Raw genomic sequence first — 15,006 nt, 5'->3', positions numbered from 1 at the left:
TTAAACGTCGAGGAAGCGCACGTCACGGGCGTTTCGGATGATGAAGTCGCGCCGCGCCTCCACGTCCTCGCCCATGAGCACGCTGAACAGGTCGTCGGCCTGCGCCGCGTCGTCGAGCGTGACCAGCCGCAGCAACCGGGTCGCCGGGTTCATCGTGGTCTCCCAGAGCTGGCCGGCGTTCATCTCGCCGAGGCCCTTGAAGCGCTGCACGTTGTCGCGGGGCCGGGGGTCGGGCTTGCCGTTGGCGATGCCCTCGGCGATGACCGCGTCCCGCTCGGGGTCGGAGTAGGCGTAGGAGGCGTCCTCGCCCTTCCGGTCCCACTTGATCTTGTACAGCGGCGGGCAGGACAGGTAGACGTGCCCGGCCTCGATCAGCGGCCGCATGAACCGGAACAGCAGCGTCAGCAGCAGCGTGTTGATGTGCTGGCCGTCGACGTCGGCGTCGGCCATCAGGATGACCTTGTGGTAGCGCAGCTTGCCAATGTCGAACTCGTCGTGCACGCCGGTGCCGAGCGCCGTGATGAGCGCCTGCACCTCGTTGTTCTTCAGGACCTTGTCGATCCGCGCCTTCTCGACGTTGAGGATCTTGCCGCGGATGGGCAGGATCGCCTGGAAGCGCGAGTCGCGGCCGCCCTTGGCCGAGCCGCCGGCCGAGTCGCCCTCGACGATGAACAGCTCGCACTTCTCCGGGTCGTTCCACTGGCAGTCGGCCAGCTTGCCCGGCAGGCCGCTGCCGGACTCCAGGAGCGACTTGCGCCGGGTGAGGTCGCGGGCCTGGCGGGCGGCGATGCGCGCGCGCGAGGCCTGCAGCGACTTGCTGATGATGTCCTTGGCCTCGCCGGGGTTGCGCTCCAGCCAGTCGCGCAGGTGGTCGTTGCACGCCTTCTGGACGAACGACTTCGCCTCGGTGTTGCCCAGCTTGGTCTTGGTCTGGCCCTCGAACTGCGGGTCGGACAGCTTGACCGAGATGATCGCGGTCAGGCCCTCGCGGACGTCCTCGCCGGAGAGGTTGTCGTCCTTGCCCTCCTTGAGGAACTTCTGCTCGCGCGCGTAGCGGTTGACGATGGACGTCAGCGCCGCGCGGAAGCCCTCCTCGTGGGTGCCGCCCTCAGCCGTGTTGATCATGTTGGCGAACGTGTAGACCGACTCCGAGTAGGAGTTGTTCCACTGCATCGCGATCTCGACCGCGATGCCGTCGCCCTCCTCCTCGAAGGCGATGATCGACGCGTGCGCCGGCTCCTTCTTGGCGTTGAGGTGCTTGACGAAGTCGGACAGGCCGCCCTCGTAGTGGTAGGTGACGGTGTGCGGCCCGTCGCCGTTGACGTGGTCGGGCCGCTCGTCCGTGAACGTGATGACGAGGCCCTTGTTGAGGAACGCCGTCTCCTGGAAGCGCCGCGAGAGCGTCTCGTAGTTCCAGGTGGTGGTCTCGAAGACGTCGGGGTCGGGCCAGAACGTGATCGTGGTGCCGGTCTCGTCGGTGCCCTCGCCCTTGGCGAGCGGCGCGACGGGCTTGGAGTGCTCGAAACGCTGGCGCCAGTAGTGGCCGTTCTGCTTGATCTCGACGTCCATGGCGGTCGACAGCGCGTTGACGACGGCCGAGCCGACGCCGTGCAGGCCGCCGGAGACGGCGTAGGCCTGGCTGTCGAACTTGCCGCCGGCGTGCAGCGTGGTCAGCACGACCTCGACCGCGGAGCGCTTCTCCACAGGGTGGATGCCCGTGGGGATGCCGCGGCCGTCGTCGACCACCCGGACGCCGTTGTCGGCGAGCAGCGTGATCTCGATGCGGTTGGCGTAGCCGGCCAGGGCCTCGTCCACCGCGTTGTCCACGATCTCGTAGACAAGGTGGTGCAGGCCGCGCTCGCCGGTCGAGCCGATATACATACCCGGGCGCTTGCGAACCGCCTCAAGCCCTTCGAGTACGGTGATTGAGCTAGCGTCGTAGGACAACTGCGAAATCCTCCTGCCGCGGACACGCGGCGGGGGAGGCGATCGTGTTGCGAAGCTGCCCCTGCCGTGCCCGTCACCGTCGTGAGTGCCCCGATGCGCGGTCACCCAGGGGAGTCGGCTTGCTGCCGGGGTGACACGCAAGCGGACGTGTCCGGAATCCTTTTTCATTCTACCGCTTCCGGAGCCCCGTGGTGGCAATGAACGCGCCTGTGGTCGCCTCTAGCTCGTTTTGCCCCCCAGGCCAGCATCCCCCCTCCGGAAAGGGGGCTTATCGCGTCTGGGGGCCTTCTGATCGCCCCGGCGCCTAACCGTAGGTGTCCCCCGGACCTCGGCTTCCGGTCACCCGCAAACCCCCTGATGGACGCGGTGCGTTCTGCGGCCCCCTGACCTTGACCTTCGTGACCGTGCCCTCGCCGAGCTCCTCGTTGAGCCTGCGTACGAGGGTGCGCGCGAGCAGCCGGACCTGCGTCGCCCAGGCCGTCGAGTCGGCCAGGATCAGCACCTCGCCGTCCTCGAACGAGTCGGGCTTGGTGTGGGCGGCGAGGTCGGGACCCACGATCTCGGGCCAGCGCCCGAACACGCCGCCGACGGCCGCCGAACGCTCCCAGCCGCGGTCGGCCAGCAGGTCGGCTATCGCCCGTCCGAAAAGCTGGGGGTCGCCGGCCTCCCTGCGCGGGCCGCCCCCGCGCCGCCGGGGCTCGCGGCGGGGGAGCTGGCCGCGCTTGGCTGCGTCGGCCTTGGCCTGGGCGAGCTTCTCCCTGGCCATGGCCACCCCTCTGGCCGTACGGGCGGTCGGGTTGTCCTCATCTGACACGGGTCACGCTCCCCTCCAGCACGTCGAACCTGGCGCCCGAGAGCTCCTTGGGCACGTCGTCGGGCACGGCTGCGGTGATCAGCACCTGCTCGGCGGGCGCCACCATCTCGGCCAGCCGGCGCCGCCGCTGGCTGTCCAGCTCGGCGAAGACGTCGTCGAGGATCAGCACGGGATCGCCGCCGTCGGCCCGCAGCAGGTCGTAGGCGGCCAGCCGCAGCGCCAGCGCGAACGACCACGACTCCCCGTGGCTGGCGTAGCCGCGGGCGGGCAACTCGCCCAGGCCGAGGACCAGGTCGTCACGGTGGGGGCCGACGAGCGTGACGCCCCGCTCCAGCTCCGACTGGCGGACCTCCAATAGCCGCTCCCGCAGACGCTCTTCAAGGGTTTTCCCCAAGTCTGTGGATAACGTCTGTGTATCGAAAGATCCCCGCTCACCGGGGAATTCGCCCCCCTGACCCCCCTCGTCGTCGTCCCCACCTGTGGACAACGTGCTGCGATAGGCCAGCGTCGCGGGGGCGCTGGACGGGGCCAGCGCCGCATAGGAGCCGGCGACCAGGGGACGCAGCGCCTCGATCAGCTCCAGGCGCGCCTTCAGCAGCTCGGCCCCGTGCCTGGCGAGGTGGGCGTCCCACACCTCCAGCGTGCTCAGGACGTCGCCCGCGCCCGCGGCGGCGAACGCGGTGTCGCTCTCCTGCCTGCGGGCGCCACGGCTGCCCCTGCGGGCCTGTGCGGCCGTGCGCAGCAGGGCGCCGCGCTGCTTCAGCACCCGGTCGTAGTCGGCGCGCACGCCGGCGAACCTGGGCGCCCTGGCCACCAGCAGGTCGTCGAGGAAGCGGCGGCGCTCGGACGGGTCGCCCTTGGACAGCGCGAGATCCTCGGGGGCGAACAGCACCGTGCGCAGCAGCCCCACGACGTCGCGGGCCCGGGAGACGGGCGAGCGGTTGAGCCGCGCGCGGTTGGCCCGGCCCGGGTTGATCTCCAGCTCGATCAGCGCCCGCCGGTCGTCCCTCTGGACGGCGCAGCGCACGATCGCCCTGGCGGCCCCCTGGCGGACGAGGGGCGCGTCGGTCGCCACCCGGTGGCTGGAGTGCGTCGCGACGTAGCCGAGGGCCTCGACCAGGTTGGTCTTGCCCTGGCCGTTGGGCCCCACGAACGCCGTGACGCCCGGCTCCAGGCCGAGCTCCACGGAGGCGTAGGACCGGAAGTCGGTCAGCGAGAGGTGGGCGACGTGCACCTCAAAGAGGTTAGTCGGCCTCGCGCGCCGCTGGGTTCACCGGCGTGCGGTCTGTGGAAAACCTCCCGCCGCCGGGCGGTCACCCGTGGAGGCGCGACCGTGCGCCGACCTGTACGCAGGTCTGTGCACAGCCTGTGGAGGCGCGGCCCGTGGAGGCGCGCGCCTTCAGCGGTCGGTCTCCTTGGGCGGGTTGACGTCCGCGCCCGGCGCGTCGGCGCCCTTGGCGGTGCTGCCCTCGGTCGCGGTGATCGCGTGGCCGCCGAACTGGTTGCGCAGCGCGGCCACGACCTTCATCGCGGGGGAGTCGTCCTGGCGCGAGGCGAACCTGGCGTAGAGGGCGGCGGTGATGACCGGCAGCGGCACCGCGTGGTCGACGGCGGCCTGGACGGTCCAGCGGCCCTCGCCGGAGTCCTGGGCGTAGCCGCGGAGCTGGTCGAGGCGCTCGTCGTCGTCGAGGGCCCGGACCAGCAGGTCGAGCAGCCAGGAGCGGATGACGGTGCCGGTGCGCCAGCTCGAGAAGGAGCCGCGCACGTCCTTGACGACGTCGGAGGCCTCCAGCAGCTCCCAGCCCTCGGCGAAGGCCTGCATCATGCCGTATTCGATGCCGTTGTGGACCATCTTCGCGAAGTGGCCGGCTCCGACGTCGCCCGCGTGGACGAAGCCGTCCTCGCCCTCGGGCTTGAGCGTCTCGAAGATCGGCATCAGCCGGTCGACGTGCTCCTTGTCGCCGCCGCACATGAGCGCGTAGCCGTTCTCGAGGCCCCACACGCCGCCGCTCACGCCGCAGTCGACGAAGCCGATGCCCTTCTTGGCCAGCTCGGCGGCGTGCTTCTGGTCGTCCACATAGTGGGAGTTGCCGCCGTCGACGACGATGTCGCCCTCGTCGAGGAGCTCGCCCAGATCGTCCACGGTGGACTGTGTGGGCTTGCCCGCCGGCACCATGACCCAGACGACGCGTGGCGCCTCCAGGCGCTCCACGAGGCCCTTCAGGCTCTCGACGTCGCTGATCGAGGGATCGCGGTCGTAACCGACGACGTCGTGACCCCCGCGGCGCAGGCGCTCGGCCATGTTGCCGCCCATCTTGCCCAGTCCCACCATGCCGATCTGCATGACTTTTTCCCTACCCCCTCGTCAGGCTTTCATCATCCCCGATGGCAGGATCAGCCTGACAGGCGGATGGGCATGATCAGGTATCGGTAGTCCGTGGTGACGCCGTCCTCCACAGGTTTGCCACCGGTGAGGATAGCGGGCTTCGTGGACGTGGTCATCTGGAGCCTGGCGATGTCGGAGTCGATCGCGCCGAGACCCTCCAGCAGGAACTGGTGGTTGAAGGCGATGTTCATCTCGTCGCCCTCGTAGTCCACGGGCAGGGCCTCGACGGCCTGGGCCTCGTCGCCGCTGCCGGCCTCCAGCACGACCTCGCCGCTGCGGAACGCCAGCCGTACCGGGGTGTTGCGCTCGGCGACGAGCGCCACGCGCTTGACCGCCTCGACGAACGGGCCTGTGGACAGGTCGGCGCGCGCGGAGAACTCGGTGGGGAGCAGCGAGCGGTACTTCGGGAACTCGGGGTCGAGCAGGCGCGTGGTGGTGCGGCGGCCGGCGCTGGAGAAGCCGATCATGCCCTCGCCGGTGCCGCCGGCGGAGCTGAGCGCGATCTCGACCTCGGCGCCGGTGCTGCCGAGCGCCTTCGCGGTGTCGGCGAGCGTCTTGCCGGGGATCATCGCGACGGCCGAGAAGTCGGGCTGGCCCGGCTGCCACTTCAGCTCGCGTACGGCGAGCCGGTAGCGGTCGGTGGCCGCGAGGGTCACCGTGTCGCCGTCGATCTCCATGCGGACGCCGGTGAGCATCGGCAGGGTGTCGTCACGCCCGGCGGCGACGGCCACCTGGGACACGGCCGAGGCGAACACGTCGCTGCCGACCCGGCCCGCGGCCGGCGGCATGGCCGGCAGGGACGGGTAGTCCTCCACAGGCATGGTGAGGAGGGTGAACCGCGCGCTGCCACAGGTGACGACCGCCTTGGCGCCGTCGACCACGAAGTCCACAGGCTGTGCGGGAAGGGCGCGGGTGATCTCGGCGAGCAGCTTGCCCGAGACCAGGACGACACCGGCCTCCCCGGTCTGCAGCTCCAGCGTCACCTGGGCGGAGACCTCGTAGTCGAAGCCGGAGAGCTTCAGCTGCTGGTCGTCGGTGACCTCCAGGCGCATGCCCGCGAGGACGGGCACCGACGGGCGCGCCGGGAGGCTGCGTGCCGTCCAGGCCACCGCCTCGGCGAGTACGTCTCGCTCGATCCGGAACATCACGGTGATCGGCCTCCTGGGTCTGTCGTTGATTCGAGGATCCACTCTCCCGCACTCGCGCTCCGGGAGAAGCCCAACTATGGGTCTTTGAGTTTCTTAGTAAGAGATAGAAGAGGTCATCACACTAGGGGCTGTGGAAACTGTGGACAACCAGCCTTCGCCCTGGTCAGTGGCCCTGAATTCATCCACCGAGGCTGTGTGTGAAGCCTGGGGGTAACTGGGGGCGCCTGGGGACGGCGAAACTTCGCCCACAGGCTGTCCCCAGATCATGGTCGCTTCATCCACGGGAAACCCGGGGTTATCCACGATGTTTCCACAGGTTATCCACGGGGTAGAAGAGGCCCTTCTGGGGCCCCAGATCGGTTGTGCACACGCTGTCCACACGTTATCCACGGACCGTCCCCAGGTTTCCCCCAGATGTCCCCAGGTTTGTCCCCAGCCCTTGTGGGCGGATTTTTCGCGGCATTGCCGGGCACCGAGGGGCCTCGAATCGACGTTTCCGCTGCTCCACAGTGTTTTCCACAGGCTGTGCATAACGTTCAGGACCCGCGCTGTGTCTGCTTGATGCGTATTGTCAGCTCGTTGACCTGGTTGTACATCGACTTGCGCTCCGCGATCAGCGACCGGATCTTCCGCTCGGCGTGCATCACCGTCGTGTGGTCACGACCGCCGAACTGCTGGCCGATCTTCGGCAGCGACAGCTCCGTCAGCTCCCGCGCGAGATACATGGCGATCTGCCGGGCGTTGACGAGCGCCCGGCTGCGCGAGGTGCCGCACAGGTCGTCGATGCTGATGCCGAAGTAGTTGGCGGTCTCGCTCATGATCGCCGCGATGGTGATCTCGGTGTCGGACTCCGAGGTGATGAGGTCCTTCAGCACCACCTCGGCGAGCTGCAGGTCGACGCCCTGCCTGTTGAGGCTGGCGAACGCGGTGACCCTGATCAGCGCGCCCTCCAGCTCCCGGATGTTGGTGGAGATGCGGCTGGCGATGTACTCCAGCACCTCGGGCGGCGCGGCCAGGCCCTCCTGGATGGCCTTCTTCCTGAGGATGGCGATGCGCGTCTCCAGCTCGGGCGGCTGGACGTCGGTGATCAGGCCCCACTCGAAGCGGTTGCGCAGCCGGTCCTCCAGCGTGATCAGCTGCTTCGGCGCGCGGTCGCTGGAGATGACGATCTGCTTGTTGGCGTTGTGGAGGGTGTTGAAGGTGTGGAAGAACTCCTCCTGCGTCTGCTCCTTGCCCTCCAGGAACTGGATGTCGTCGACGAGCAGGATGTCGATCGCCCGGTAGCGGCCGCGGAAGCCGTCGGCCTTGTGGTCGCGGATGCTGTTGATGAAGTCGTTGGTGAACTCCTCGGAGCTCACGTAGCGCACCCGGGCGCCGTCGTAGAGGCTCTGCGCGTAATGCCCGATCGCGTGCAGCAGGTGGGTCTTCCCCAGCCCCGAGTCGCCGTAGATGAACAGCGGGTTGTACGCCTTCGCCGGCGATTCCGCGACGGCCACCGCGGCCGCGTGCGCGAACCGGTTGCTGGCGCCGATGACGAAAGTCTCGAATGTGTACTTCTGGTTGAGCCGGGCGGGTTCGCTGGGTTTGCTGCTCTTTGCTTCCCACCGATTCGGCGCCGGCTCCGGCGTTTTCTCCACAGGCGGTGTGCCGGCCGGCGCGTACGGCTGCGCCTGTTCAAAAGCGAAGCCCTGCTGTGGATATTCGGTGGACGAACGCTCCGGCTCCGGCTGTGGAGAATAGAACTGCGGAGGCTCAGAAGCCTGCTGGGCCTGCGGTTGAAGGTGCTGTGTGAAACGCGGCTGGTTCTCCACACCTTGGGGATAACTTGAAGCCACAGGCTGTTGATGAACGTCCACGACGGGCTGCTCGGGGGCCGTCGTGTCGATCATCACCGCCAGCCGCATCGTCCGGCCGAGCTCCTGGGACAGCGCGTGCGCGACGAGCGGGCGCAGCTTGCCCTCGATGAGGTCCTTGAGGAAGTCGTTGGGGACGCCGAGCACGATCGTGTCGTTGGCCAGGGCGATCGGGCGCACCATCGACAGCCACGTACGCTGCTGGATCGGCACGTTCTCGTTGAGGAAGTTACCCAGGGCCCTCGCCCATACCGTGCCGAGGTCGACACTGCTCACAGTGCGGTTCCCCCTCCTCCCTCTCGCGGCCTCCGCGGTCGTTCATCCACATGCCGGCGGTCGCTGACGATCTTCGGACGCCTTTGTCCACAGCAGGGGAGGCGAGCGTCACGCTCGGTTCCTCCACAGGATCTCCACATGTTGTGCACAGTGGCGCTGACGTGTTACCGCCGCTCCAGGAGGGCCGACAGTAACTCTGTGCACAGCTGTGTTCAAGGCGTTGTCCACAGCCTAGTGGCACCTGAGTGCACATACTGTGGACGTGTGCGGCCTGGGGAAAACTCGCCTGTGGATTGGTGGACAACCCGCCCGGTTTGACCTGGGAGGGCCTTGGCCCGTAACGTACGACGGTCGGCTTGTCACGCGACGGCTATTTCGCGTGCCCTCGCTTTCCTGGCAGGCCATCCTTGTGTGTGTACCGCGCCCGCCGGGCGCACCAATGACCTGGAGCCCACCCGTGAGCAAGCGTACTTTCCAGCCGAACAACCGTCGCCGCGCGAAGACCCACGGCTTCCGGCTGCGGATGCGCACCCGGGCCGGCCGCGCCATCCTGGCCTCCCGCCGCCGCAAGGGCCGCGAGAAGCTGTCGGCCTGACCGTCCCGCGCCTGATAGTCGGCCCGCCGGTGAATCTCGCCGGCGGGCGATAGGCATATACGGTGCTGTCCAGGCAATCCCGCATGCGGCGCGGGGAGGATTTCGAGGCGGCCGTGCGGCGCGGCAAGCGCGCGGGTCGCCCCACTTTGGTGGTGCATTTTCGCGTTTCCGGGGAAGAGCCACCCCTGGTGGGTTTCGTGGTGAGCAAGGCCGTGGGCGGCGCTGTCACCCGGAACAAGGTCAAACGACGGCTCCGACACCTCATGCGGGAGCGTCTTGACCGGCTGCCGGGAGGTAGCCTGCTTGTGGTACGCGCCAATCCACCGGCCGCGTCCGCGCGATTCGAGCACCTGGCCGCCGAGCTCGACGCCGCGTTGGATCGTTTGCTCAGGCGGCGCGATGCCTCGACGGGTGGACAGAGATGACGGAGCAGGTGCACGAGGTGCCGAGCGTCGCGGCTCGGGTGCTGATCGTCCCGATCCGGTTCTATCGGGCGTTCATCAGCCCGCTGCTCGGCCCGCGCTGCCGTTTCTATCCGTCGTGCAGTGCGTACGGCCTCGAGGCGATCGCCACGCATGGTGCGTTGCGTGGCATCTGGCTGACTGTCCGGCGCATCGGGCGGTGCCACCCATTCCATCCCGGAGGTATAGACCCGGTGCCCCCACGCCCGGTCCGGTCTCACGAAACGCAAGGGAGATAGCTCGGTGGAGCTGTCCTGGCTCAATTGGCTGTACACAGCCGTCGCCCAAGTCATCACCTGGATTCACAGTGCGTACAGCACGTTCCTCGATCCGAACAGCGGCTTGACGTGGGCGCTCACCATCATCACGCTGACGATCTTCATGAGGATCCTGATCTTCCCGCTGTTCCTCAAGCAGATGCGGTCGTCGCGGAAGATGCAGGAGCTGGCGCCGAAGGTCCAGGAGCTCCGCAAGCGTTACAAGAACGACAAGCAGCGCATGAACCAGGAGGTCATGGCGCTGTACCAGGGGGCCGGGGCCAACCCGCTCGGCGGCTGCCTCCCCGTCGTCGCCCAGTTCCCGATCTTCATCTCGATGTTCACCGTCCTCCGGGCGATCGCGGCGGACGAGGCGAAGTTCGGCATGACGCAGGAGCTGGTCGACAGCGCCAAGCACGCGCTCATCCTGGGCGCCCCGCTGCCCGCGACGTTCTTCGAGGCGCCCACGGCGATGCAGAAGGTCGTCATCGGCTTCTTCGTCGCGATCAGCTCGCTGACCACGTTCCTCACCGTCCGGCAGAGCGTGACCCGCTCCATGGCCCAGATGCCGGACAACCCCATGGCGCAGCAGCAGAAGATTCTGATGTACATCTCGCCGCTGTTCGCCTTCTTCAGCCTGAACTTCCCCCTCGGCCTGATCCTCTACTGGGTCACCACCAACCTGTGGACGCTCGGCCAGCAGCACTGGTTCTACAGCCGGCACCCGATGCCGCAGTTCGACGCCAAGGGCAACGCGATCCCCGTGGAGCCGAAGCAGGGCCTGATCGCCAAGATCCGCAAGACGCCTCCGGAGGAGCAGGCCCCTCCGGCCCCGCCGGAGCCTAAGATCATCAGGCAGCAGCCGAGCCGCCAGCCTCGCAGCAAGCGCACCGGCAGCAAGAAGTCGTGACCACGAAGGAGAGGCCGGCCATGACCGAGGCCGAGCAGAAGAATGCTCCTGATCTCGCCGCCCTGGAGCAGGAGGGCGAGATCGCTGCCGACTACGTCGAGGGGCTTCTCGACATCGCCGACATCGACGGCGACATCGACATGGACGTCGAGGGCGACCGCGCGCTCGTCTCCGTCGTCGGGCTCAAGGGCAACGAGCTGGTGGGCCCCGGGGGAGAGGTCCTGGAGGCGCTGCAGGAGCTGACCCGCCTGGCCGTGCACCGCCAGACCGGCGAGCGCTCGCGGCTGATGCTCGACGTCGGCGGCTACCGGGAGCGCCGGCGCGCCGAGCTGACCAAGCTCGGCACCGAGATCGCCAACCAGGTCAAGGAGCGCGGCGAGCCCAAGTCGCTGCAGCCGATGACCCCGTTCGAGCGCAAGATCGTCCACGACGCGGTGGCCGCCGCCGGGCTCAGCAGCGAGTCCGAGGGCGAGGAGCCCAACCGCTACGTGGTGGTCCTGCCCGCCTGATCCTCCGCTTCGTCGCGGCCGTCTGCCCCGCCCCCTGGCGAGCGGCAGGCGGCCGTTCTCTTTTATCCTGGTATGTACCTCCGTCAGCCTCATTGCGGTGATGTCAGCACGTACGTCCCCATGCTGCCGGTCCGTCCGCCGCAGCCGGCGGCGTGCTCGAAGGTCACCCTGAGAGCGGCCCGCTAGTCTTCCTTTGTGATCGCCCGATTAGCCTGGGGACGTGGAAGCTCCCCGCGGGGACGGTCACGCCCGGCCACGACACCAGCACCCGAGAAAGGGCCTCCAACCAGTGAGCGATGAGCTGCCGGCGCCGCCGGACATAGCGCGGGAAGTCTTCGCCGGGGAGGCTTGGGATCGCGCCAACGCGTTCGCCGAGCTGCTGGCGGGGCCCGGCGTGGTCCGCGGGCTGCTGGGGCCGCGGGAGGTGCCGCGGATCTGGGACCGCCATCTGCTCAACTGCGCGGTCGTCGCCGAGGCCGTACCCGCCGACGTCGAGCTGGTCGACATCGGCTCCGGCGCCGGGCTGCCGGGGCTCGTGCTGGCGATCGTCCGGCCGGACATCCGGGTCACGCTGCTGGAGCCGCTGCTGCGCCGTACCGTGTTCCTGGAGGAGAGCGTCGCGACGCTCAAGCTCGGCAACGTCGAGGTGCTGCGCGGCCGGGCGGAGGAGCTGGCCGGCAAGCGCGTCTTCGACGTCGCCAGCGCCCGTGCGGTCGCGCCGCTCGACCGGCTGCTGACGTGGGCGATGCCGCTGCTGCGCGAGGGCGGCGAGCTCATCGCCATGAAGGGGGAGCGGGCGGCCGGTGAACTGGCCGAGGCCGAAGCCCAATTGCGCGCCAGCGGAGCCCGAACGGCCGAGCTTGTGACCGTCGGGCGCGGTAAGGTCGAGCCGCCTGCAACACTGGTTCGGGTGGTAGCGGGTCGCGCGCCGGAGCGAGCCGGGCGGCGACGGAGGAGGTGACGGTTGTGCCAGTCGCGTCAAGCGGTCTCGGATGGCCGGACCGTCGTCAGCCTTCGAGTCCCACCGGGGTTGGCTGGCCCGAAATGGGCGTGTCGCGACAGCAAATTCCCGGCACCGGCACACCATCGGTTGAAAGGATGGCCATCGTGACCCAGACCCCCCTGAACCCCGGTGATTCGCCGTTGGTACGAGAGGCGCTCAGCTCAGTGGTTTCACGTGAAACATCCGCAACCCCGACGGCTGCTCAGGCTGGAGACGGGCCCGGCACGGGCGACGCCGGCTGGCCCCGCCCGGCGAAGACACGGGTGATCGCGGTGGCCAACCAGAAGGGTGGGGTCGGCAAGACCACCACGTCGGTGAACATCGCGGCCGCGCTCTCGATGCACGGCCAGCGGGTGCTCGTGGTGGACCTGGACCCGCAGGGCAACGCCTCCACCGCCCTTGCCACCGAGCACCGTGGTGACGTGCCGGACGTTTACCAGGTGCTGGTGGACGACCTGCCCATGGCGGACATCGTCAAGCAGGTGCCCGAGATGCCCAACCTCTACTGCGCGCCCGCCACCATCGACCTCGCCGGGGCCGAGATCGAGCTGGTGTCGCTGGTCGCGCGGGAGGCACGGCTGCGGCGGGCGCTGACGGCGTACGACGCGATCGAGCTGGACTACATCATCATCGACTGCCCGCCGTCGCTCGGCCTGCTCACCGTCAACGCGCTGGTGGCCGCGGACGAGGTCATGATCCCCATCCAGTGCGAGTACTACGCGCTGGAAGGGCTCGGCCAGCTCCTCCGGAACGTCGACCTCATCAAGGTCCACCTGAACCCGACGCTGCGACTGTCCACGATCGTCCTGACGATGTACGACGGGCGGACCCGCCTCGCGTCGCAGGTGGCGGAGGAGGTGCGGTCCCACTTCGGGGAGACGGTGCTGAACACGGTGATCCCGCGGAGCGTACGGCTGTCGGAGGCGCCCAGCTATGGGCAGTCGGTGATGACGTACGATCCGGGGTCCAGTGGGGCGATGGCTTACATGGATGCGGCTCGGGAGATCGCCTACCGCGCTACGGTCGCCTGAGTGCCCTGCCCTGCCGTCTGAGCCGGTTCGGGGTGGTGACGTTGGGTCGGCTGTGATTCTCTGAGTCGGCGCACTCATCGACTCTGAGGCTCACAGCCGGCATCGCAGTCGCGTGCCGTGCCATCCCGTCAGTAGCCCTTGCTGTGCTCGCTCCCGTCGCGACCATCACAGCCCACGCCACTCGGTCGGTGGGCGGATCCACTTCGCCTCTGTTGCCGTCCCAACAGAAGGCAGAACTCGTATACGACGGACGGCGAGGCGTTTCGCGGTGAGGCTGGGCATCGCGACCCCGCACCCACCGATGAAGCACCGCGCCCGGTTCCGCCGGCAGCCACCGCAGGCAGTGTCGAAGGTGACCACCGCGTCAGCTTCCCCGTCACCGCTGCCGTTCCGGAGCGCATTCACCCTTCCGCGACGTGCCCCCTCACAACCTCAGGTGCGTCCCTCGACATACCCGATCAGGTCAGCGACCTGAGACCGGCACCTGCGCGACGCTGACTCCTGCAACCGCACGCCGCCCGCTTAACCGGCCTCAATCGCTGACCGAGCTACAGCTCCCGTCGAGCAGAGGACTCCAAAGCAGCGAAGCTGAACCGAGCCCAGCCGTATCGAGCCAGGTGGCGTCCAGCTCAGCCGCCGGCGCCGCCCCACCGCCTACCATCGACCGCACCCAGCCGCAGGGCGCCGGGCACCACCCACCCTGTGTGATTCTGATGGCTGGGGGCCCGCAGACGTTCTCCTGAGCGGGCGACCTTCGATCTGAGGGCTTGATATCAAGAGGATTCGCCCACCTGAGCGACCGACTTCGCGCCGATCAGTCTTCCCCGTTCCTTCCCCATAGGCGGGTGGTGGGGGAGTGGCGCGAGGGCGGGCAGGGTTAGGCGAGTTTGTGGGTGTGTTGGGGCAAATCCGCCGGACGGTGTGTGGCGAGGAGGCACTCGGCGACGCTCGCAACGGTAACCTCTCCTGAGGTGACCGGAATCGGTTGGGTGGATGAGGAGACGCAGTGAGTCAGCAGCGGCGGGGATTGGGCAAGGGGCTCGGGGCGCTCATCCCGACCGGTCCCATTGTTGACGGCCCCGGGATGGCGACGGCGACCGCCCCGGCCAACGGCAACGGCACGCCCACGGCAGGGCAGGCCGGCCCGAAGCCGATCGCTGGAGCGTACTTCAAGGAGGTCGCGCTCGAGGCGATCGTCCCCAACCCGCGTCAGCCACGTGACATCTTCGACCCGGAGAAGCTGGATGACCTTGCCGCGTCCATCCGTGAAGTGGGGTTGCTGCAGCCGATCGTGGTCCGGCCGGTCGGTGGCGGTCAGTACGAGCTCATCATGGGGGAGCGGCGCTGGCGGGCGTGTCAGAAGGTGGGGCTTGATCCGGTGCCCGCGATCGTCCGAAACACCCAGGACACCGACCTTCTCCGTGACGCCCTCATCGAGAACCTGCAACGGGAGCAGCTGAACGCGCTCGAAGAGGCGGCGGCGTACCAGCAACTGCTTGACGACTTCCAGGCGACGCACGAGCAGCTGGCCGCGAAGGTGGGTCGTTCGCGCTCGCACATCACCAACACCCTTCGACTCCTGAACCTGCCGCCGGAAGTCCAGCCCAAGGTCGCCGCTGGTCTCATCAGCGGCTCGCATGCGCGCGCGCTGCTCGGGGCTCAGCTCGGCCGAGGAGCAGATCAAGCTGGCTAAGCGGATCGTCGCGGAGCTCCTGTCGGTGCGGGCGGTGGAGGAGATCGTCTCCATGGGGAGCGCCAAGGCGGCGAAGGGGCCGACACGGGAGCGTCCGGTCGCCAAGCCCACCGCTCCCGGTCT

13 protein-coding genes and 1 pseudogene are annotated in these 15,006 nt (G+C 68.4%); 8 read left to right on the top strand and 6 right to left on the bottom strand.

Annotation, left to right across the window (positions count from 1 at the left end; genetic code table 11):
• From gyrB to dnaA, 6 genes are all read right to left on the bottom strand, one after another.
• Nucleotides 1-1,947 (bottom strand): DNA topoisomerase (ATP-hydrolyzing) subunit B, encoded by a 1,947-nt coding sequence (gene gyrB / locus AC27IY_RS16775; RefSeq protein ID WP_344209048.1) that lies wholly within the window; start codon nucleotides 1,945-1,947, stop codon nucleotides 1-3.
• Nucleotides 1,948-2,251: 304 nt separating this feature from the next.
• Complete coding sequence (locus AC27IY_RS16770) at nucleotides 2,252-2,761, bottom strand: DciA family protein (RefSeq protein WP_344209046.1); 510 nt, start codon at nucleotides 2,759-2,761, stop codon at nucleotides 2,252-2,254.
• Nucleotides 2,751-3,995 carry a DNA replication/repair protein RecF gene (gene recF, locus AC27IY_RS16765; protein ID WP_344209044.1) on the bottom strand — a complete coding sequence of 415 codons (1,245 nt, stop codon included), beginning with the start codon at nucleotides 3,993-3,995 and terminating at the stop codon, nucleotides 2,751-2,753. The genes AC27IY_RS16770 and recF overlap by 11 nt, the downstream gene beginning before the upstream one ends.
• 165 nt (nucleotides 3,996-4,160) lie before the next feature.
• Nucleotides 4,161-5,105, bottom strand: a complete 945-nt coding sequence (gene gnd / locus AC27IY_RS16760) for a phosphogluconate dehydrogenase (NAD(+)-dependent, decarboxylating) (protein ID WP_371248730.1) — start codon at nucleotides 5,103-5,105, stop codon at nucleotides 4,161-4,163.
• A gap of 50 nt (nucleotides 5,106-5,155) precedes the next feature.
• Entirely contained in the window at nucleotides 5,156-6,295 is a 1,140-nt protein-coding gene (gene dnaN, locus AC27IY_RS16755; protein ID WP_423451623.1) for a DNA polymerase III subunit beta, read from the bottom strand.
• Nucleotides 6,296-6,831: 536 nt separating this feature from the next.
• Nucleotides 6,832-8,385 (bottom strand): chromosomal replication initiator protein DnaA, encoded by a 1,554-nt coding sequence (gene dnaA, locus AC27IY_RS16750; protein ID WP_487179107.1) that lies wholly within the window; start codon nucleotides 8,383-8,385, stop codon nucleotides 6,832-6,834.
• A gap of 496 nt (nucleotides 8,386-8,881) precedes the next feature.
• On the opposite strand from dnaA, the gene rpmH reads away from it, so the two are divergent.
• The 8 genes and pseudogenes from rpmH to AC27IY_RS16710 form a co-directional block, all read left to right on the top strand.
• Nucleotides 8,882-9,019, top strand: a complete 138-nt coding sequence (rpmH, locus tag AC27IY_RS16745) for a 50S ribosomal protein L34 (RefSeq protein ID WP_020547366.1) — start codon at nucleotides 8,882-8,884, stop codon at nucleotides 9,017-9,019.
• Nucleotides 9,020-9,102: 83 nt separating this feature from the next.
• Entirely contained in the window at nucleotides 9,103-9,444 is a 342-nt protein-coding gene (rnpA, locus tag AC27IY_RS16740) for a ribonuclease P protein component (RefSeq protein ID WP_371248729.1), read from the top strand.
• Nucleotides 9,441-9,719: a membrane protein insertion efficiency factor YidD gene (gene yidD, locus AC27IY_RS16735; protein WP_084685948.1), complete on the top strand. Its 279-nt coding sequence runs from the start codon at nucleotides 9,441-9,443 to the stop codon at nucleotides 9,717-9,719. The genes rnpA and yidD overlap by 4 nt, the downstream gene beginning before the upstream one ends.
• Nucleotides 9,720-9,723: 4 nt before the next feature.
• Nucleotides 9,724-10,647, top strand: coding sequence for a membrane protein insertase YidC (yidC, locus tag AC27IY_RS16730; protein ID WP_344209035.1), 924 nt, complete (start codon nucleotides 9,724-9,726; stop codon nucleotides 10,645-10,647).
• A gap of 20 nt (nucleotides 10,648-10,667) precedes the next feature.
• The gene (locus tag AC27IY_RS16725) at nucleotides 10,668-11,156 is read left to right on the top strand and encodes a Jag family protein (RefSeq protein WP_344209118.1); all 489 of its coding nucleotides are present in this window, start codon (nucleotides 10,668-10,670) and stop codon (nucleotides 11,154-11,156) included.
• Nucleotides 11,157-11,445: 289 nt separating this feature from the next.
• Nucleotides 11,446-12,117 (top strand): 16S rRNA (guanine(527)-N(7))-methyltransferase RsmG, encoded by a 672-nt coding sequence (rsmG, locus tag AC27IY_RS16720; RefSeq protein WP_371248728.1) that lies wholly within the window; start codon nucleotides 11,446-11,448, stop codon nucleotides 12,115-12,117.
• Nucleotides 12,118-12,254: 137 nt separating this feature from the next.
• On the top strand, nucleotides 12,255-13,190 hold the full coding sequence (locus AC27IY_RS16715; protein ID WP_487178454.1) for a ParA family protein: 936 nt from the start codon (nucleotides 12,255-12,257) through the stop codon (nucleotides 13,188-13,190).
• Nucleotides 13,191-14,196: 1,006 nt separating this feature from the next.
• Nucleotides 14,197-15,006, top strand: a pseudogene (locus AC27IY_RS16710) (ParB/RepB/Spo0J family partition protein); the annotation flags it as partial.

Source organism: Nonomuraea sp. B208 (genome assembly GCF_057536035.1).
This window is presented reverse-complemented; position numbering and strand designations above follow the sequence as displayed.